Below are 22,692 nucleotides of genomic sequence, written 5' to 3' on the forward strand. Positions count from 1 at the left end.
GTCGGATGCGTACCGTCCGCCCGGCGTCACCGTGGCGGGGATGCCGAGTCGTGCCTGCCGGATCCGACGCGCGAGTCCGGGCACCGGCTCGGGTCGTGCGATGTCTCCGACCAGGCGTGCGGCCTCCCCCAGGAGGTAGATGTCGAAAGCGTCTTCGTTCACTTCGTGGTAGATGTAGAAGACGTCACCGCTGTCGCCCTGCACCGGTTGCGCCCTGACGGGGGCATCGTTCGCCTCCCGCACGAAGTACTGCAGCCGGAAATCCGGCTCGCGGGACATCAGACGCTGCGATGCCTCGGTCAGCCCGGTCATGAACCGACCACCGGCCAGCTCCATGTCCCGGGTGGTCCGGCGCAGCAGGTGGTCGACCCACTGGTTCTCCGTCGGCACCTGCTCCGGAGCGGTCCGGGCTATCACCAGGCGACGCAGCGCCGCCAGGAAGCCCACCTCGTTGAGCGGCGACGACGGGTTCTCGCGCAGTGCTTCGGGAAGGTCGTCGGCTCCCTCCTCGGGATGCGTGTACGTGCCGTCGGCGGCACGCTGCCACCCGAGGTCGTCCCCGGGGGCGGCGACCGGCACCGGTTCCTCGGCCGGCATGGGCGCGCTGGCGTCCAGCGAGTCGAGATCCACGTCCGTCTCGGCGTTCCTGAGGCGCTCCTCGGTTACCACGGTCCTGAGGCGGTCCTCCGTGACACCGGCCATGCCGTGCGTCTCGTGCACGCCGAGTGCGACGCCCAGCAGAGCCATCCGGGCAATCAGGTCGGTTCCGTCTCCCTGACCTCCGTCGTGCAGTCCGAGCCGACGCGTCAGCTCGGTCAACAGATCGACGACCCGGTCCGGGTCGGCCTCCCCGTCTCCGCCGGCGACACCGACCAGTTGGTCGAGCAGCATGAACGGCAGGAAGCCGTCCTCACCGCCCAGGCGCTGATCGATCCCGTCGAGGTCGACGACAGAGAAGGCGGAAGTCCACACCATCGCGTCCACCGGATCGGCGGCGATCACGTCACGGAGCCTGCGGATCGCCGGTGGCGAGGCGACGTTCCCGTACACCTTCCACAGACCATCATCGACGTTCATGCCGTTCTGCGTGGCCCACCACTTGGTGAACCAGATTCCGAGACGAACGACCGTCCACGGCACGAAGGCTCCGGGGCTGCCGATGGCGACCGACTCGTCTCCGAAGGTGGGCACGGTGTCCCCGACGTCGTCGGGCCGGATCCAGATCCGGTGTGGTTCGGCAACCACCGTCCAGCCCGGCACGAGGGCGAACCGACCGCCGCCCAGGTGGGGCAGCTGCTTCAGGTACGACACCGACAGCGGTTCGGCCTGCGGCTCGGTGTGCACGGTGTAGTAGGAGACGAAGGGCCCGACCGCCCGAGCGTGTGCCCGCGAGTACCCGACGAGATGATCTTCCCGTGCCCCACGGGTGATCAGGTCCGGCCGCAGCGCCAGCTCCTGGTCGGCGTGCAGCAGACCGGCCAGGGTGATCGCCCGGGTCGCGTCCACCGGACGGGGCACGACCAGCTCGACGAGGGCGTTCGCCGGTAGTCCGGCGGCCACCCGCCCGAGGATCTGTGCGGCCTCGGCCGTCGAGGTCGCGTGCACCAGCACGATCGGCCGCTCGGGATGCACCAGACGGTGCTGTGGTGCGACGGCACCGCCCGCCAGTCGGAGCTGGACGCCCGCCGGACCGAACCACGTCACCTCGACGCCCGAGTCCGGGTCGACCTGGATGTCGGGCCCCACCCGCCAGTCCCGAACGGAACCGCCGGCACTCAGGCGGGCCTGCAGGGCCCGGACATGCGTCTCGATCGGCTGGTTGTGCAGCAGGGCGAGGGTGTCGGCGTGGAACCGTTCGACCCGGCTGCGGTCACGCACCAGGCGTCCCCGCAGTCGCGCCGAGACCTGACCGCCCCCGGCGGTGAGCGTCTCCCCGGCGATCAACCAGCGTTCGGCGGCCGACAAAGCGGCGTGCAGCTCAGCTCGCTGCCCTTCGTCCTCGGGGGACCACATCTGCACCGCCGGACCGAAGCGGCGATCGCCGGGAACGAGCGTCCGTCGCATGAGACGCCGGACCCGATCTTGGGTGAAGGGGCTGACGAACGACTCGCTGTTCGCGCTCCCCGCGTACGACGCCTGCTCCACGAGCATCCGCTGCTCGGCGCGCAGAATCTCGGCGAACAGCGCGCCGAGGTCGTGATCGACCGAGGTGGGGGCGAGTTGCACCGCCCACTGTGAGTAGTCCACACCTAAGCCGAACCCCGGCACCACCTCGATGGCGAGTTCAGGAAGGCCGACCCAGTCGGTCAGCAGGTCCGTCAGCGCCGTCCACGCCTGCGACCGCGCGGAGTCGCCACCGGCGAGCGCCGCGTAGTGGTCACGGGCCCAGGTCCGCACCTCGGCGGTCAACTCGGGGTCGGCGGCGTCGAACTGCGGCAGGACCGACGTCTCGGAATGAGTCGAGGCTCCGGACGCGACCGGCGACAGCGGCCGGTACGTCATGCTGGCGGACCGGTCCAGGTGCAGGACCGGACGCTCGCCCGGATTGGTGCTCTCGGCGATCGCACCGCTGCGGATCACGATGTCGATGTCGAGTGCACGGGCCAGGAGGACGACCAGGTGCCGGCTCGCCGTCGGACTGCGGGATTCCCAGGAACCCAGGTAACCCGCCAGATCGCCCGTCCGGCCGTCGATGGCACGCCGCAACGCGGCGGCCAGCGTCGGACGCGGTCCGATTCTGGCCGTCACGGCCTGGTGCACCTGCGCTGCCGTTTCCTGCGTCTGGAGCAACCGGACCAGCTCCGCGCGCAGGTGTTGCCGCCGGTTCTCGGATAGCCATCCGTCGAGCGCGGCCTGGACCCGGTGCGCGAACTCCTGACCGCTGATCCCCGGATGCTCGCGCCGGGTGTTGCGCTCGATGACGGTCCTTCGATGCGCGGCCGGCTCGGGCGCTGGTGCCACCGCCGGGAGGCTCGTCACCAGATCGACCAGCGCTCCGGGGGGCACCTCCTCGGCGAGCTGTGTCGGTCCCGCGCCGAGCAGGTCGCGGACGAGGTCGTCGTGCTGCCCGATCTGCGCCAGCACGTGGCGGCGGAGTCCCCCCGGTGCGCGGACACCGGACGGCAGGCGGACACCCTGCCACCGGGCGGCGTCGATGACGGCACCGAGGAGACCGTGCTGCGCCCACCGGCCCGGCCGCACCTGCATCTCGGGCATCGACACGGAGAACCGATCCGGGTTCTGTCGTACCAGCCATGTGCCGACGTGGTGCTGCAGGCGCGCGGCGGAATCGGACGGCACGGTGTCCAGCCAACCGGCTGCGGTCCGCAGCGTCGCGACGTCCTCCGCGGTGGCGGTCTCCGGACGGGCCGGAGTGGCCAGCCAGATCGAGCGGGCCGCCTCGTACGCATCGGGGACGGCCGGGACGGAGGTGGGTGAGGTCCACTCCGATACCCGGTTCTGCGCCTGGAACCGTTCGTGCCACACGCTCACCGGCTCGTTGCTGCGGTCCAGCTCGTGCCACGCTCTCGCGGCGGCCCGACGCCGGACAGCGCGTGCCGATTCGAGGTCCGCGTCGGGTGGGAGCGCGGCGGCGAACGTGTGGAACCGGGCGTAGAGCCCGTGCAGGAACCGCAACGGCAGTTGGCCCGAATCCCTGCCCTGCACGATGTCCCGAACGGGGGTCTCCGGGGCGCTTTCGACGACCGCAGCGAGGAAAGCGGCCGGGTGTTCCTCGTCGGGGGTGAGCAGCGGCACGTCCGGCCGCCACCGGATCCCACGCGGCAGACCTACACGCTCCTCGCCGGGCGGATACCACGACGTCAGCTGGAACAGCGTCGCGACCTGCGCGGCACCCGGCGGGTCCAGGTCCAGCGTGTCCAGCAGGGAGTGCAGATCCGTCCAGCCGGACAGGTCGAGCAGCCAGTCGTCGAGCCAGACCAGGTCGGGATCGAACCGCCCGGCCCCGTCAGCGAGCGACGGGACGTCCCCGTCGGTCCCCGCGCCGCCGCGTTCCACCGCCCGGACCAGCGCGAGCACGACCCGCAGCCGGGCCTGTAGTCCGGCCAGCCCGAACGCGAGGTGCAGCGGCATCGACGAGGTGCGCACGCCGTCGCCGGTGCTCTCGAACGTGCTCTCCGAGTCGGTCCGCGTGCTGGCCGCGCGGTCCGGGCCGGACGACATCCGCTGGAGGAGTTCCGAGTACGTCTCGGCGGCCCGGTGGAGAGCGTCGGACGAGAAGAGTCCGTTCCGTGTGGCGGGCGTCTGCACGTCGATGGAGAGTGGCACCTCTGCCCGGTCGGTCAACTGCCGCAATGTGTCGATCAGCAGACCGAGGGCCCGCCACACCGCAGGGCTGTCCACCAACTCCTGTGCCGTGAGCCGATACCCCCCGGGGTGTACCAGCTCGTTGATCAGACCCACATCGGGCACGGCATCCCGCAGCCCCTGCCACACCGGGGCCATGTAGTAGCTGATCTCGTCGAACGCAGGGTGGGATACGCCGTCTGCGGAATCCTCCTGCTCGATGACGATCTGCAGGCCGAAGGTGGTGCTCGTGTCGGGTCCCGCCAGACCACCCAACGCGTTCTCGACGAGGTACGGCAGCGGGTCCTCGCCGACCGAGACACGGCCCCGCAACCACGGCACCAGACTCTGCGCGGGCGGTCGCGCTCCGGGCACACCGAGGTCCGGCCAGTCGCCCCGCCCGTCCGCGGCCTCCGCGTCGACCCGGTTCGACGCCGTGAGGTTCCACGGTGGCCGCGGCATTCGCGCGGAGAGCAGGCTCGTCCAGTCCGCGTCCGAGGTCTGGGCGACGAATCGGTACGCCGTCCGGACGAACTCGTCGGGCAGCGCCATCCGGCCGGTGATCAGTTGGCGGGCCAGGATCGGCCAGGGCTGCCCGGTCAGCAGGCCGGTGAAATCCACCCTCCCGTGGATCGCCGCGCGGAGCACCGCCTCCTGCCAGCTCACCTGCTCGCCCCGCAGGTCGATGCCGTTGCTCAGCCGGGCGGTCAGACCTTCGACGTCGAGGCCGTACGTCGACGTGTCGGAGGCGAGGATCTCGCGTACGCGGTCTGTGCTCGGCGTCGGTGGCACCGCGAACGACGTGTGGGCGAGGCTGGGATCGGCGAGTACCCGGCCCAGCCCCGATGCCTGTGGCTCGGCGTGGTGGTGGACCTGTGGGCCGCCGAGAACGAGCCCGGCCGCTCGGACCCGCAGCGCCGGATCGGGGAGCAGCTCGATCAGTCGGTGTGCCCGGTCCCCCAGGCGGTGAGGGTCACCCACCCGCGACGGGTCCTGGAAGCCGGGGCCCGTGAACCGCTGGTTCCACCACTGCGGCGACAACGGCTGCCGGGCGATCCGGACGAGTTCCGCCGCGATCCGTACGCGGGCCTGCAGGACACCGGGCCAGACCTGACCGGGAGCCATGACGAACGCGACATGGTCGCCGGAACGCCAGTTCGCGCGAATGAGGAATGAGCCATTGCGGTGGTGCTCAAGGAACTCCTCGAAGGAGTCGAACTCTCTGGCCGCGTAGGCGCTCTCGTCGGTGAAGGGAGTCAGTCCGGCAGCCGTCAACACGTCGGCCTGCGTGTGATAGAGGTGAGCCAGCCGGAGGTAGGCGGCCGCGTCCATGCCGTACTCGGACCGCACGGAGATCGTCACGGACTCTGCGGCGGCCTGCCGAGGCACGATGTCCACCAGGCGGGCCAGTCCAGCCCAGTTGCCGCGACCGGCACCGAACTCGTAGAGCAGATCGTTCCCCAACAGGGTGGCACCGGGCAGTTCCGTCACCTGTTGTTGCAGCTCACCGGCTTGGTCACCGGTGATAGGCGTCAAAGACAGCCAGATCGTCACACCGGCCGGCTCGGGGGCCTCCGGCAGGAACGGCACCAGCCAGGCGCCGGGTACACGCGCCCGCGCCAGCTCCTCGACCGCCCCGAGCGGGTTGGCACCGGCGGTGAACCGGTCGAACAGTTCGGTGGCCTCGGTCGGCTCTGCGGACGCCAGCGCGGCGGCCTGGATCGCGCGGACGCTGTAACGGTCGAGGGAGGCCGTGCCCTCCCGGTTCCACACCCGCCAGAGCTGCTTCGGACCGAGGGCGTACTTCTGGTATGCGGACTCCGCCCACGCCTGGTAGTCAGTGACCACCTGCTCGGTCGTGGGCTGCCCATCGCCCGACACGGCCGGTGGCCGCTGGGTGTTCGCGTACAGAGCCACCGACTCCGGCGCACTGTGCAGCCGCTCCGCGACCTCCAGCAGCCGGTCGACACCGAGCCAGCTGCCGTCGTCGTTGAGCAGCGTCGGCAGGTTCGACGGGACGGTCCACGACCGCTTCACCAACCGGAACAGCCGATCGGTGATCGTGTCGCCCGACGACCGCCCCGGCCAGTCGGAGCGGGCCCGGATCGACGTGGCGACGTCGTACGTGACGCCGAAGCGATCGCCGCCGGGGTCCTGGTTGAGGCGGTCGAGACCGTCGTCGGGTCCGAGCACCCTCGGGTCGACGCCGAGCATGGCGGCGAGGGCGAACAGCCGGGCCGGATCGGTCACCCCCAGGCGGCGGGCCTGGTCGGCGACCCCGTCGGGAACCGCCCCGATCCGGAGGCTGAACGCGTCCACCCACCCTCTGCTGATTCCCAACCGGTCGGCCAACGCCGTCCGCGCCGCCCCCGACAGGCCCCTCCGTTCCGCGAGTCTCGGCAGCAGGTCCAGGAAGCTACGCGGTTCCAACTCGGGCAAGTGGTCGAGGAGTTGGGCGACCTCCGGCTCCGCAGTGGCGGCGATTCCCCACTGCCAGGCGAGCCACCGGGCCATCAGACCTCTCTGCTCTTGGCCTTCCATCGCCTGCCAGGCATTCGCGCTGAGTCCCAGATCGGAGATGAGCATCAGCGGCAGCGTGGCCGCCTGGTAGGGGTCGTCCGGAATCGACTCCGCGTCGCCCCAGATCGGAGTCAGCACGTTCTTCGCGATCGATTCGAGATCCTGTTCCCCGGCGTCGGGATCCCGAGGCAGCACGTCCACGACCGGAGCGAACTGGTGCAGGTGCAAGTCCCACCGATAGGCCAGTTGCATCAGCACGGCCTGTGGATCTCCGGTCGGCAGGGCGAAGGCCCGCGTCGCCGCCAGGTCGCCGCCGCCCGACCAGCGGGCGTACTCGAGGGGCCCGGACGGCTCCACCTCCATCCTGGCGGCCTCGTCGAGTACCGCGAGGTGGTCCAGACCCGGCCGCCTCATCAGGTCGTGGTGGATGACCAGCTCACCAACGCCGAACTGGTCGCCGAACCACGTGGCGAACCACTGGTCGGCGGCCCGGTCGGCGGGCAACGGGCTGATCTCCGCGTAGTCCCGGAGGGGCCGGTACGGGTCCCTGATGCGGTCGAGGAGGTTCACCGCGCTTAGCGTCCCCGGATACACGAAGACGTCCTGCGTCTCCTCGCCCAGCAGGTCGTACAGCTCTCCCGGCGTCAGTCCGTCAGGGCCCAGGGTCGACGGGGTGTGCGTGGCGATCCACAACGCCCACCACGGCGCGTCGGTCACGGTGTCGAGGCTGTCCCGAAGGTTCGTCACCAGTTCCGCGACAGAGAGTCGACCTTCATCCGACACCGGCGGAGGTGAGGTCGAGAGCAGTCGCACCGCCGACCGGAACGGCATCAGGTCCCGCGAGTCGGCGGCCATCCGCCAACTCCATTCGAGCACGACCTGCGGCCGCACGCCCATCCGATACGCCAGTCTCGGCAGGTCGGCGGTCATCCGGCCGATCGTGCGGATCAGGTCGAACAGCCAGTGCGCCTCGCCGTCGTCCAGTGCCATCCGATCGGCCAGACCGACCATGCGGGGCAGGTCGGCCCAGGCGTTCGCAGCCAAGGCCCGCACCTCGTCGGCGGTCACCCCGAACCGGGCCGCCCACCGGGCCGCCTGTTCCTCGCTGACCGGGGGCACGCTGCGGTACGACGGAGGAGGCGGCGTCAGCGAGTCGAGGAACTCGCTGACGTCGTCCATCGGTCGGTCGCTGAGCATCCGGTAGAGCAGCAGCTTCAGGTGCCGGGACGACGAATCCGCCAGCAGCGACGTGATCGGGAAGCCGAGCCGACCGCTCAGCAGAGCGGGCCAACCGTCCGGCGCACCGGAATCACGATGGCCGAGTTCCGGCACCGAAGCCGGATCACCACGATGATGCTGCTGCCAGGCCCAGTTGAAGGACGTGGCCAACAGGTCGGCCGGCAACGCCTCCAACAACTCCAACGACACGCCCCGGTCGTTGAGCCACCGCAGGACAGGCAGGTCAGCCGGATCCAGGATCAGCCGCCTGCCGACATCCGCCAACATGATCAGGTCGTTGTCGGTGTACACCCCGTACTGACGTAGCCGCCGTCGCAGCTCGGCCAACAGGTCCCCGGGCGCGATCTCACTCCGCCCGACCATCGTCGCGGCCAACTCGCCACCGAACACCTCAAGCGCGTACGGGTCCACGCCGAGTTCCACGGCGAGCGCAAACCAGGCCTGCCGGACCACGGGCACCTGCACCGCACTCGACGGGTTCGCGTGCAGCGACGCCAGACCTCGGCGGAGTCCGGCGACCTCGATGCGCAGTGCGGCGACTTGCCGCGCCGCACGACTTCTCTCATCGGCGGCGCCGGCCAACGCGGCGCGCACCTTGTCGATGTCCGCCGACACGTTCGCCAGTTCCGCCTGCACATCGGCGAGTCCCGTGACCGGTGCCGCAGCGTCGGGAAGCGACTCCCGGTGTGGGTGCACCCGACGCCGCAGGTCCTCCGCGCGGCCCCGGAGACCTTCCGCCTTCTGGTCGAGGCCGGTCGCCTTGGACTGCCAGTAGCGGTGCTGGTATTCCGCCGACCAGTGCGTCTTGTCGGCCTGGACCAGCTCGGCCTCCGCGTGCGCCAACGCGTCGCGCGCCTGGGTCAGCACCGCCGCCAACGCCAGCGGCTCGATCTGGGACGGCTCCGGCACCCGCTCGATGAGCTGCACCCAGCGCAACATCCGGTTCAGCCGGGCAGCGTCGGCGACCTGACCGTTCTCGTCGAGCACCGCCAGCGCCCCGGCCAACCGCAGGAACGCGGCACCGTCGAACCCGTTCGGTTGACTCCTCAGCAGGTGGTCCCAGGCGTCGGAGCCGCCGAGCGCGTCGGTGAGCATGGCCTGCTGCTCGGCGTTCAGCCCCGACGCCGACGGTGACTTCCGCTCGTAGGTGGGCGACTCCTCGCGCACGGGAAGGGCGTCACGCTGGATCCGGTCGGCGGTGTCGGGCGACACCGACAGCTCCACCGCGTCGTCCAGGCGGACCGCCAGTGGTGACGCGCCCGGCGAACCCGACGGAGTCACCTGCGCCAGCAGGCCGACTCGGATCCGCTCGCGCGCGGTCTCGCTCTGGTTCGACCGGCCCAGCCGTACCCCGCCGAACATCGCCAGCTCGACCCGGAGCGGACCCGCCGCCGCGCCCGGTCCGTCGAGCGCACCGGGCAGCAGCGCGGTCAGTCCCCGCGCGGAGAGCGCGTGATGGATCCGGTCCACCGCGACCGGATCGGCCAGCACCGGGTGGGACCGGAGGCCGCCCGGGGCGGAAGCCGGCCGGTGCCTTGCCCAGCGGCCGGAGGTCAGCTCCGCCACCACCGCGTCGTGCAGCGTCCGCACCGCCGTCGGGGCGATCGCGCTTACCCGAACCTGTCCGTTCCGTACGTCGTGCCCGGTCACCGTCTGCGGCCGTAGGCCGAGCGCGCGGAGCGTCTCCTGCGGGCCACCAGGCAGCGCCGGCACCCGCTCGACGCCGGTGGCAGCCGTCCGTGGCATCGGCTGCGCCAGCACCTCGTCCGCCACCGTGACCCGCTGGTCGAGCAGCGCCGCGCGGGTCTGCGGCAGGTCCCTGACCGGTTCGGGTCCCGTGTTTCTGGCCGGCACCGGCCCGGTGTGCTCCAGCCGCACCGTCACCAACAGCGACGCGTCGAACCGATGCGCACCACCAGCAGAATCGACGTGCTGGTAGGGGCCGGCCGGCTCGGTCCGCACGATGAGCCGGAACCGCTCGTTCCCGGTATCTCCGGAACGGACCGGCCGCATGATCACGCCGGCCCGAAGCTGCGCGGGCGGCAGGTCCTCGAGTCGCCTGGTGGAGAGCAGCTCGGTCAACTGACCTGTCGATCGGGCCGGCGCACCGACCGTCTCCCACCGACTCTGTACGAGTCTCCGTGCGTACGCGTCGATCAGGTCGGTCGCCGCGTCCGCCGCCGGATTCGGCACCGCCGGATCCGGCGCGGTCAGGCTCTCCTGGTCGTACGCCAGAGGAAACGCCGCGAACGGTACGAGCACGGGCGGCGACGATCCGACCGCCACCGGTGCCTCGGTCGGGTCGGGCGGGCTGCCGTCCATCTCCACGTCGCCGTCGTCGTCCACCGGGGCCGGGCTCGACGCCACCGATGTCGCGGCGGACGCAGACGTGACGACGGGGTCGGACCACACCGGACCCAGCCCCGGCACGACCGGCCGGGAAGACCCGAACTGGTACGGCTCGTCCCTACCGGTCAGGATCAGCAGGGCAGCCTGGGCCCGTAGTGCCGGGTCGGCGTGCAGCGAGGCCAGCCAGCGCCCATCGGCCCCCAGCTCCCGCGCGGCGCCGCCTTCGCGAGCACCACGGCGGGCCCCGGGAAGCTCGAACTGCCGGGCCCAGAGGGCGGCGTCCTCGATCGGGCGTCGGGCCGACCGGACGAGTTCCGCGATCATCAACACGCGCGCCTGGACGGTACCGGGATCGGTTGGCGCGTTCATCCCGGTCCTGAACCGGATGACGTCGCCGGATCGCGGTGCGGCGCCGATCCACAACGCCCCGCGCTCAGCGCCGTGGTAGGCGAGGAAGCGCTCGTACGTCGGGAACTGCGGAAGGCTCAACTGCGCGCGATAGACGTCGAGGTCGTCGAAGGGTGTCACTCCGGCGGTGGTCAGGACGTCGGTGTGCGAGTAGTAGAGGTGTGCGAGTCGGAGGTAGGCGGCTCGGTCCGTTCCGTACCCGTGACGCACGTCCACGTGCACCTGGCGCGGCCGATTGCCGGGATTCGGTCCGAAGGCTCTCAGCACCTTCGTCAGGTCTGCCCAGCCACCACCGTCTGAGGCGAACGTGAAACTGACGTGGTCCCAACTCAATCCGCCTTGCTGGAAAGCGGCACCGGGAACACCGTCGAGAATTCTCGCCAGCCGCGCACGCGGTCCATCCGCCAGTTGGCGCACCCTGAACCTGATGTGCACCCCGTCGGGCACCGCGACGTCCGGCAGGAACGGCACCCGGGCACCACGGATTGATCCGCGTGTCACCGTCTCGATGGCATCCAACACGTCCTGACCGGTGTTCGCGGCCAGGCGGCTCGTCATTCCCGCCAGGTCGTTGCCCGCGTGCTGGATCGCCGCGAGGCGGATCTCGGCGACATCGCCCCGCGCGAGTATCGCGGAACCGTCGCCGTTCCACACCCGCCACACGTCGATCGGGTCGAGCCCGTACCTGTCGCGCAGTCGCTCCGTCCACTCCTGGTAGGCGGCGATCACCTGCTCGTCGGTGGGTTGTGGGCGGCCGGGAACGAACGGCGGCCGGTTCGTGTTGGCGTACAGCGCCACCGGCTCAGGCCGCCCGCCCAGCCGCACCGCGATCCTCAGCAGCCGAGGCAGGCCGAGCCACGAACCGTCGTCGTTCAGGAGCTGCGGCAGCCTGCCCAGCAGCGTCACCACCTGGGCAGGTGCGGCCTCGGACGACTGCACGACCCGGAACAGATCGCCGGTCAGGGTGCCGTGCATCCGTCGGGTCGGCCAGTCGGGCCGGGCCCGGATCGAAACGGCGACCTCGCCCGCCGCACCGAGGCGGTCCGATCCGGGTACGCCGTTGAGTCGTCCGAGATCGTCGTCGGGGCCGAGGATGCGGGGGTCGACGCCGAGCAGGGAGGCGAGCACGAACAGGCGCGCGGGGTCCGCCACGCCCAGTCTGGCTGCCTGCTCGACGATGCGCGTCGGCACCGAGCCGATCCGGAGGCTGAGCGCCGTCACCCACTCCTGGCTGATCCGCAGCCGGCTCGCGAGCGCCGCCCGTTCGTGCTGCGGCAGGCCCATCCTGCGGGCCAGCTTGCCCAGTGCGGTCAGATAGCCGGCCTCGATCAGCCGCCGCAGAGTGGTCGCCCGCGAAGGGTCGGTGTCCGTCGTCCAATCCAGGCCCGTCACACCGGTCATCCACCGGAGCAGCCGAGGATCGTCACCGGCGGTCACCGCGGGCCAGGTGTCGGCGGACAGGGCCATGTCCGCCAGGGCCCGAATCGGCAGGACGGCTGCGGCCTGGCTGGCCGGGACTCGCTCCACCGATCCCCAGACCTGGGCCAGCAGACGTCCCGGCAACTCGTCAGCAGGAATGGCCGCTGTGCCCTGGTCCAGCAGGTGCATCACCGGTTCGAGTTGGTATAGACGCAGGTCCCACCGGCGGGTCAGGTCCGTCAGGGCCGGGGTGGAGAAAGCGTCCGGTAGCTCGTCCGACCGCATCACGGTCAGATCACCGCCACCGGTCCGCCGTGCATGATCGAGGGCCTCGCTCGGTTCCGTCCCGAGCCTGCGTGCGTCGTCGAGCACCGCGAGATGGTCCAGCCACGGCCGGCTGGCCATGTCGCGGGTGATGGCGCCTTCGGGTGCTTCGAAACGCTCCTCGAACCAGTCGCCGAACCAGTGGTCCGCGTTCCGTTCGGTCGGCAGGGACGAGAGCGGCTCGATACCGTCGGTGTAGTCCTCGGGAAGGTCCGTGATCCTCTGGGCCAGGTCGGCCGCGTTCTCTGTCCCCGGGCTCTCGAAGATCCCCGTCGGGTACGCCCGGATCCGGTCCAGCAGTTCGCCGGGAGTGAGCCCGTCAGGCCCCTCGCTGGACGGCGTGTGCGCGCCGACCCACAGGACCCACCACCACGCCTCGATCCCATGTGCGATGGTGCTCTGAAGGTGCGCCACCAGTTCCTGGACGGTGAGCCGGTCGGCGTACGTCACCGACGCGTCCGGGGCCGCCACCAGGCGTAGCGCCGACCGGAACGGCATCAGGTCCCGTGGGTCGGCGTCCATCCGCCAACTCCATTCGAGCAGGACCTGCGGCAGCGTCCCCGCCCGGTACGCGAGCCTCGGCAGGTCGGCCGCCAACCGGCCGATCTGCGACGTCACCGTCCACAGCCACTGCGCCTGCTCACCCGCCAACCCCATCTGGTCGGCCAACCCGACCAGGCGAGGCAGGTCCACCAGGGGACTCGCTGCCGCCGTCCGGATGGCGTCGGCGGACACACCGAGCCGGGACGCCCACGCGGCGGCTTCCCGCTCCCCCACCGGGCGCGGTGCCGAGACGTTCCCGCCCTGCTGGAGGTCCACCGGCCGATGCCGCACCAGATCGGTCAGGAACTCCTCGATCTCGGCCATCGGCAGGTTGCCGAGTAACCGGTACACCTGCATCCGCATGTGCCGCGACGACAGGTACGCGGAGAGGATCGTGACCGGGAAGCCGAGCCGCGCACTCAACACGGCATACCGCAGGAGGTGCCGAGGCGTCCGGAAGCCCAGTTCCTGGGCAAGCCGGAGCACCCCGGCTGCGACCGCCGCACCCTGGTCAGCGTTCATGATCGGCACCGGCGAACGCCGTACCACGACGTCCACCAGGTCACGGATCATCAGCAGGGCGGACCACCAGTCCTGCACCGACTCCGACCACTGGCCATGCTCGTTCCCGGACGGCTGCGTGGCGCGGCCCACCGGCCGGGCCGCCACGGCGGCGTCCCGGAGCGCGTCGACGAGCCCGTTCAACGCCGGTACGCCCGCCAGGCCGAGCTCCCGCGCCGCCGACGCCGGGTCGTCGCCCCGGAGGTGCTGTTTCGAGGCCCAGGTGACCGTCGTGTTCGCCAACTCGTCCGGAAGGCCGTCCACCAACTCGAGCGGCACACCCCGAGCGTTGAGCCACGCGAAGGTGGGTGCGTCGGACGGCCCCAGCGCCAACCGCCGACCGAGGCCGGCCAGCAGCGCCAGGTCGTTGTCGGTGAACACCCCGAACGGCCGTAGCCGCCGCCGCAGGTCGGCCAGGAACTCCGTCGGCGAGGCGTCACCGCGCCCGACCGCCACCGCAGCGACCTCACCGCTCATCACTTCGAGGGCACCCGGCTCGACACCGAGCTCGATGGCGATCGCGAACCAGGCCCGCCGGACGGTCGCCAGCCGTGCCGACCCCGACGGATCGGCGACGAGACGATCAAGACCGTCCCGTAGCTGGGCGTCGACGTCGCGTCGCACGCTCAACTCGTCCAACGCGTGCGCTTCATGCGCGGCGGCAGCAGGCAACGCGTTCGCGACCTCGCCGCGCTGCTGGCGGAGGGTGGCGAGCGCGGATGCCGCCGCGTCGTCGGTCACCGTCGCGGACAACCGCGCGATCCGACGGTCGAGACCGCGCAGTTCGGTCTCCAGGACTCGATGCTGGTACGCCGACGAGCGGAGCACCTCTCCGGCCCGTTGGAGGGCGTTCTCCGCCGCCGACAACTCCGTACGCGTCTGCGTCAGCACCGCACCGACGGCCAACGCCTCGACCTCGGACGGGTCCGGCACCCGCTCGATGACCTGCACCCATCGCGCCAGCCTGGCCAACCGCGACCGATCCTGGACCCGACCGCTCTCGTCGACCACCTCCAGCAGCCCCGCCAGACGCCAGAACGCCGGGCCGTCGAACCCGAACGGCTGACTCTCCAGGAGCCGGTCCCAGGCTCCCGTCCCGCCCAACACGTCGGTCAGCAGCCGCTGTTGCTCGTCGCTCACACCCCACGCCGACGCCGCGGCCCGCTGATACGCCGGAGGTGCCTCGGCCTCGTACGGCGGCGTAAGCACATCGAGGATCTGATCCGCCAACTCCGGCGGCATCGACAGCTCCACCGCCCCGTCCAGGCGGAACGCCAACGGCGGTGGCGACCCGGCCGGACCCGCCGGAGGTCGAACCGTCTCCCGCAGCTCCACCTGCACCAGCAGGCCCGCCCGGACGCGTACCTCCGGAGCACCCGCTCGGGTCACCTGGCCCAGCCGGACCCCGTCGAACGCCGCCAGCCCGACCGACAGCGGGCCGACCGCCACCGGCTGCCCGTGCAGCGCGTCGACCAACCCCGGCTCGGACAGGGCATGGGACAGCCCGTCCAACGTCACCGGATCGGCGAGCACCGAACGGGACCGCACACCGGCCCGGGTCCGCGCCGACCAGCTCTCCGCCCACCGGCCCGAGGTCAGCTCGGCCACCACCGCGTCCTGCAACACCCGCACCGATGCCGCGACCCCGGCCACCACGACCTGCCCGGGCAGCGCGGCTCCTTCGGGCACCCGCAGCGCTGCGAGCCTGAGCGCTTCCAGTGTCTCGTCCGGACCGCCGGGCAGCGCCGCCACCTGCTCCACACCGCCGCGCCGGATCCGCACCCCCGGCTGCCGCAGCACCTCCTCCGTCACCGCGACCCGTTGATCGAGCAGCACCGCCCGCGACTGCGGCAACTCGGACGCGGACTCGATCAGGGGCCCGACCGGCACCGGGCCGGTGTGCTCCAACCGCACCGTCACCAGCAGGGGCACCCCGTACCGGTGAACGTCCCCATCCGATTCCACGTGCCGGTAGGAACCCGCCGTCTCGGCCCGGACCACCAACCGGAACCGCCGGTCCTCGGTGCTGCCGACCGGACGCAGGACGACCCCGGCGCGCAGCACACCAGCCGGCCAACCGGACAACGACTCCACGGTGAATAGGTCGGCCAGCGGGCCACGTGGCACCGGTCCGCCGGGTTGTGGCGCGGTCACCTCCCAGTCGTGCTCCGCACGCCCCGGCGCGTACGCGTCGACCAGGGCCACCACCGCCCGCACGGCCGGCTCATCCGGTGCCTCCGTCGCGCTCACGGACGCGAGGACGGTCCGCGAACCGGACGGCGACACGGCCCGCGAACCGGACGGCGAGACCGCCCGAGAGCCGGACGGCGACACCGCCCGAGACACCGCCCGCGAGGTCACGCGCGAGCCGGACGGTGACGACTCGGGCGACACGATGGCCACCTGCTCGTGCAGCAGGGGGAACGCCTGGGACGACAGGAGGACGGGTGGCCACGACCCGACCCGCACCGGCTCCTCCGCCGGATCGGGCGGGCTCGCGGTGATCTCCATGTCGTCCGGATCGCCGCCGGCCGAATCCGTCTCGTCCGTCCCGGTCGACACTGACGCCGCCAGCCGCACTCCCCAGCCCAGCCGCTTGTCCAGCGCGGCGAGGTCGGTCCGCAGCCCGTCGAGCGACTCCTCGACCGCCGGATCGTCGACGAGCGGCGTCAGGAAGACCCGCTGCCGGCTCGGGTCACCGCCGTTCAGCTCGGTACGCAGCGTGTCACCGAGCTGGGCCAGCAGGGCGGCACCACCGATGACCTGATGGTCGGCGGCGGGTCGGCCGTCGAGCAGCGGCAGCCCGTCCGGGCCTGCCTGGTAACCCACCACCACGACGTCGTCGATCTCGGCCAGGAGGGGAAGTGCCGCCCAGACGTCGAGCGGTATCCGGCTCGGGTCCGCACCGGGCCACCAGAGGGTCGCCGCCCCGTCATCGGTCGCCCTCGTACCTTGGAGTATCCGGATCAGCCACTCGCGCGAGCGATCGTAGGACGGGCCGAGCGCCGACCGGGAAGCGTCCGAGATCGCCACCGGATCCAGCACCCGCATCAGGTGCAGCGGAAGCTCCCGGTCCAGGTCCTCGACATGGTCTGCCGGGACGACCCGCTGGACCAGCGTCCTCGCCCGGGTGACGGCAGGAAGCGCCGGATCTCCCGCCGTCGTGTGCACGTGCCACGCCGCACGCAGTCTCGGCATGGTCAGGCCACCCGGACCGTACGCGACGGCCGCCAGTCGTCCTGCCGCCAGCAGGACACGCCGGGCGGCGAGCGCGCCGGAGTCGGGTACGGCCGGATCGATCAGGCCCAGCCGGTCCGCCAACCCGGTCAGCGCGTCGACCGCGCGCGACGGTGCCACGAGCGAATCGACCGGTCCGCCGCTCAGGTGGAGCAGGGCGTCCACCACGTAGTACAGCTCGTAGTCGGCGGACTCCACCAGCCTGAACGGGTTCCCGTCGAGGTGCGGGACCTCGACGGGACTCCCGGATGCCGGGACGTACTCCGCGCCGAAGGCGAGGCGTACCAGCTCACGGTCGCGGTCCTCGACGGCGTGGAGCACGTCGTCGGTGACGGCCGCCGGAGTGTCGGCGGGTGCGATCGCCGGCCGGAACACGTGGACGAAGCCCTCGTCGACGGTGGCCCCGACCTGACCGGCCAGGATCCGGGCCAGCCAGAATCCGGCGCTGACCACCGCCCACGGCGTCTCCTGGCCGGGGCTGCCGACCACCACGCGCGCGCGTCCCACACCGGTCAGGTCCGGCTGCCCGTCGGCCGGGCCGATCCAGGCCCGGTCGCCCACCGCGACCACATGCCAACCCGGATACAGCTCGAAGGTCCCGACGCCCACATTCCGCATGAGGTACGGAAAGGACATCGGCAGGAACGGTGGCCGCGAACTCCCATGGAGCCGGTAGTAGGCGGCGAACGGAGCCAGTGTCGGCGCATGCGTCCGGGAGAACGGCAGCAGGTGACGGGCGAACTCACCGGCGGGTGCCACCAGGTCCGGGGCGACGATCAGAAGTTGGTCGTCGTCGAGCGCCGACGAGAGCACCGCCAACTCCTCGACGGTGAACAGCCCGCCTCCCGGTGCGCTGTGCAGTTCCACCAGCGCGTGCGCGGGCAGGGACGACGCCAGTTCGGACACCACCCGCTCGGCGTCGGCGAGGTCGGTCAGGTGGATCAGCACCAGTGGACGGTCGGGATGGGCGAGCCGAGGCGGGGGCGTCCTCGTCACGCCCTGCGGACGGACGAAGCTGCCCGCCACGATCGCCTCGACGACGTAACCCGGAAGCGGCGGCACCTGTGCCTGCGGTTCCCGTCGCCAGTCCCGCGCCACACCGCCGGAGTCGAAGTCGAACTGCACGAGGTGTGCCTGAGCCTCCAGCGGCAGGTTCAGGTATCGGGTCATCGCCTCGGCGAAATGTCGGAGCACGCCGTCGTGGCCCCGCGCCAATCGGCCACGGACTCCGGCGTTGAACCCACCGAGGCGGTCGGCTTCGTGCAGGAGTGTCGGAGTCACGTCGATGCGGGACTGCGCGGCACCAACGGCGGCGATGATCTGTGTCGCCCGAGCTTCGCCCTGCGGTTCCAGTTCCGGCCGCATCCGCCCGCCGATGTTGTGTCCAGGGCTGCCGGCATCCACCGCTGTCGAGGAGAGTTCGTCGCGGACTCGGGCGTCGTGGACGAGCGAATCCAGCGTGACGCCGTCGGGGCGGCCCGCCGGCAGCCGACCGACGAGCGTGACCTGCTCGACGTGGACCAGCTCGTGCATCAGCGTACGGAGCAGGTGTTCGACGGCGCCGTCGGCGAGCCCGATCGTCCACGACCGCCGGTCGAATCCGCCCAGGTGCCCCTCGGCCGGTTGACCGATGTGGAGACCATCGGGTCCCAGCTCGGGCAACCCGGCGTGCCGCAGGACGAGGTTCGCCAGGTTCCGCCAGCCGTCCTGCTGCGCGGCTTCTCCCGATCTGCCGGAGAGCCGCCCGTAGTCGGCACGGACCAGCTCGCGTACCGCCTCGTGCAGCTCGCGGTCGGCGGTCACGAGAAGCCGGTGGTCCAGCAGCGGATTCGTCGGCGCGAGCGCCACGGCGGCTTCGGCCGGATAGGGCGGGCTGGCGGTGACCTCGGCGGGCTCGTCCGGTGCCGGTCCGACGCCAGCCTCGCCGGCACGATCTGCCGCACGACCGGGCCGGGGTCCGGTGGCGACGGCGACCGGCACCGCATCCGGCATGGTGTCCCAGGCGAACAGCCGGTCCAGTTGCCGTTCCCGCTCGATCGCCGGGCCCTCCAGGGGCAGCGCGGCGTAGTCGATGCGTGCAGAGGCGTACGCGGCGTTGGCGCGGATCACCTGGAGCGCCACGTCGGCCTTGTCGCGCAGGCTCCGGGTCGGGACTGCGTCGAGGTCCCGCTTGCGCTGCACGGCGTCCTTGTACACCCGGTACAGCTCGCGCCGGCGCGCCTCCACCGCCTCGGTCGCCCCCCGATCGGCACCGAGCTTCCCCCGGTACAACTGCTCGCCGTACTCATGGTCGTCGGTGCCCGGCACGGCCGGGTTGTCCAGCGCGGCCTGGAGCACCCGGTCGTCCTTGATGGCGATGTGCCGCCGCAGGTCCGCCACCGTGCGGTGGGTGGCTGCCAGGTAGCGGGCCATCAGGAAGTACTGCTCGACGTGCTCCCACTCGTGGCGCATCGTGGTGACCACGTCCTGCCAGGTGTTCAGCATCTTGTCGGAGAGCACCAGACGCCACTGTTGGTGCGAGAAGCCACCGTGCAGATCCTCGGCCCGGACACCGCGCGCCCGGCCCGGGGCGTCGTGCAGCGGGTCGAACTCCGGCACCGGCACGTGTCCCGGCCCGGCCGGATTGAGCGTGTCCGACAGGTGAGCCCAGAGCTTCTCCTTGGCCTCCAGGGTGGGCTTACCGGTGAAACCGTGCCCGATCCGGCGCGCCGCCTCGTGGTACTCGACCAACCGGCGGTCCTCCGGCAGGTGGCGGTCGGGTCGCTCGATGACCAGGTCCTGCAACTCCAGCCGGTCCAACCGCTGCTCCGGCAGGCCGCGCAGATGCGTGCCCAGCTCGTCCCACACCTCGTCGGGCGGGTTGGTGCCGGGCGCACCGACCAGCACCAGGGTATTTCCGTTGTCGGGGCGGGCCAGGAATCTGGTGATCACCGACTCCGGGGCGTCGGGTGGCCGGATCCAGATCAGGTTCGGGTACTCCACCAGGGTGTGCCCGGCGGCCATCGGCCGGGTCCGTGACCCGTCGCTCAGGATGGTGTCGTGGTCGACCAGGTACCAGCCGTCGTCCGCCGACGTGCCCCCGGGCAACCGGCGGAACGGCACCGGCGTTCCGGCGGTCACCTGACCGACCGGTACGGCCATGACCGCCCCCGCCGGCAGATGCCGGTCCACGAGCGACCGCAGCTTCTCCGGCGTCACCCGCCGCCCGGTACGCGGCATCTCCACCTGCTGCCGGCCCGCGATCGCCGGGTCCAGGGCACGCAGGTACCGGGCCACCACCCTCATGTCGGTCACCGACCGGTCGACCCGTAACGCCTCCCGGCCCGCCACCAGCGGTGCACCCGAGTCCTCCGCCGACGTCGGGGCCGCGCCACGATAGAGCCGGTACTCCTCGGCCTGCTCGTGCCGGATCTGGTATCCCTCGGGGACGGCAGCCGCGCGCACCGCGGTCTGTTCCTCGCGGGCTTTCCGCTCCTGCTCGGCCTGCCACGTTCGCAACGCCTCGTCGAGCTCGCGCCGCCACCGGGCCTCCTCGGCCTGCCGGACCTCCTCGGCCTGCCGCGCCGCCTCCCGCTCACGGATGACGAGCGTGACGCGCTGCTCGTACGTCAGGCCACGGCCCTCGCCCCGACCGCGCAGCACCGTCCACTCGGCCTCGGTCAGCGGGCCGGGCAGCTCGCGCGGGGGCAGCAGCACCGGTTGCCGGTCCCGGTCCAGCACGATCCGGACCCCACGGTCGCCATAGGGGCTGCGCCCCTGCTCGGCCCGCTCCACCTGCTGCCGGAGCTGTCCGGCCCGGGCATCGTCCGCGCCGACCGCGACCAGTTCGTCCAGCTCCGCCCGGCCGCGTTGCACGAACGACCGCAGCGCCTCCACCACGTCCCGCCGCCGCAGCGGCGACAGACCCGTGCCGAGCCCTTCGCCGTCGAGGATCCGCTGCTCGCCTGCGGACGGGGCGACCACCGCCGGCACCGACGGGAGCCCGTCCGACGCCGGGACCGGTGGCGCCGGCTGCTCGTCGTGAGAGTGCGGGACTTCGCCGGTCAACACGGCTTCGAGATGGGCGATCCGGTCCACGCGCCACAACCGTTGCGAGACCGAGCCACCCGGCAGCGCGTCCCAGACGCGTAGCTCCGCCAACTCCGCCTGCACCTGCGCGGTCTGCCAGGCCCAATTGCGCTCGCCGACCACCAGGCCGATCCGCTGGTCGTACGGCAGACCCTGGCCCGCACCCCGACCGGCCAGCACCTCCCGTTCGGCCTCGGTCAGCACCCCGGCCGGCGGTGGCTGTCGGACCAGCGCGACGGTCTGCACCGGCGGAGCCGTCCGGTCGCCGGCCGGACGGTCACCCACCAGGGCTTCCAGGTCGGCGATGTGCTGCGCCCGCCAGGCCTGATCCGACGTCGGCTCGTCCGGCAGCGGCTCCCGGTCCCGCAGCTCCGCCAACTCCACCCGCAACTGCTCGGCCTGCCACGCCGAGTTGCGCTGGGTGACCACCACGTCGATCCGCTGGTCGTACGACAGGCCCTCGCCCGCGCCCTGTCCGGCCAGCACTCCCCATTCGGCCCGGGTCAGCGGCAGGCCGTGTACGTCACGCGGTGGCAACAGTTCCGGTCGGCCGTCCCGGCCGGGCACCACCCGCACGCCCCGATCCCCGAAGGGGCTGCGTCCCTGCTCTGCGAGGGCGATCTGTCCCCGGATCTGGGCGGCCTGGCGCAGATCCCCCGCACCACCCGCCGCCGTCAGGTCGTCGACCCGGGTACGCCCCTGCTGCACGAACGATCGCAGCGCCTCCACGGTCTGCACCCGCCGCGCCGGTGACAGCCCCTCGCCGAGACGTTGACCCGCCAGGATCCGCCGCTCCGGCACCGACGGACGCTCCACCGTCGGAAGCGGCGGACGCTCCACCGTCTGCACGGATGGGCGCTCCAGCGTCCGCACCTCCGGAGCCGAATTCCCAGCCTCCGGCCGCTCGCGTACCACCGGTGTGCTCTCGACCGTCCGCATCGGCGGGGCCGGTGCCTCGGTCACCGGCAGCAGCACGTCACGGTCGGTGACATGCACGGGCTCCGGCCGCAGGGTCGCCGGCTCACGGCCCTGTGCCGGCACCTCCCACTTCACCCGTGTGGAGGGAGCGCCCGAGGTCTCGCGCGGTCGCAGGCTCGGCTGGCCGTGCTGATTCAGGACAACCTGGAACCCGCCGTCGTCGTACGGGCTGAGGCCCTGCCTCGCCAGCTCGACCTGCTGCCGTAGTTCGGCGGTGCGGGCCGCGCCGGCCGCAGCAGCCGTCGGCCCCTCCAGCCAGGTCTCGGCGCCCCGCGCGAACGACCGCAGCGCCTCGACCGTGAGCACCCGATGTCCCGGTGTCAGACCCGCCCCCAGACCCACACCGTCGAGGATCCGCTGCTCCCCTTCGGACGGATCGGTGATCCGTCGGGAACGCGCCTGCAGGTGGGCCAGCTCCGGCGGCAGCGTCGTCGGCGTCCCGACCTCGGCCGCCCTGTTCTGCCGCGCCCAGGTCCGCTCGTTGAGCACCAGGTTCACCCGCTGGTCCGGACGCAACCCGAACCCGGCACCCCCGCCCTGCAGGATCTCGGTCTCCGCAGGAGTCGCGTTCTCCCACGCCCGCGCGCTCCGCTCGGCAGCCGACGTTCCCACAGGCGGCTTCGGCACCGGCACGACAACCGGCTCCGGTGTACGCCCCGCCAGCGTCGACTGGATCTCGGCGATCCGCTGGGAGCGCCACACCCACTCCGACACCGGTTCGCCCGGGGTCCGCACCTGCCG

General features: G+C 71.8%; 1 protein-coding gene (cut by a window edge). It reads right to left on the reverse strand.

What is annotated here, in order from left to right:
• Nucleotides 1-22,665, reverse strand: partial view of a hypothetical protein gene (locus tag ACZ31C_RS01360; protein ID WP_465793714.1) — the 5' portion only. 22,119 nt of this gene lie to the left of the window's left edge; 22,665 of the gene's 44,784 nt are visible here — the first part of the coding sequence; it begins with the start codon at nt 22,663-22,665; the stop codon falls past the left edge of the window.
• Nucleotides 22,666-22,692: the final 27 nt, after the last annotated feature.

It is taken from the genome of Micromonospora sp. NPDC023869 (assembly GCF_055559695.1).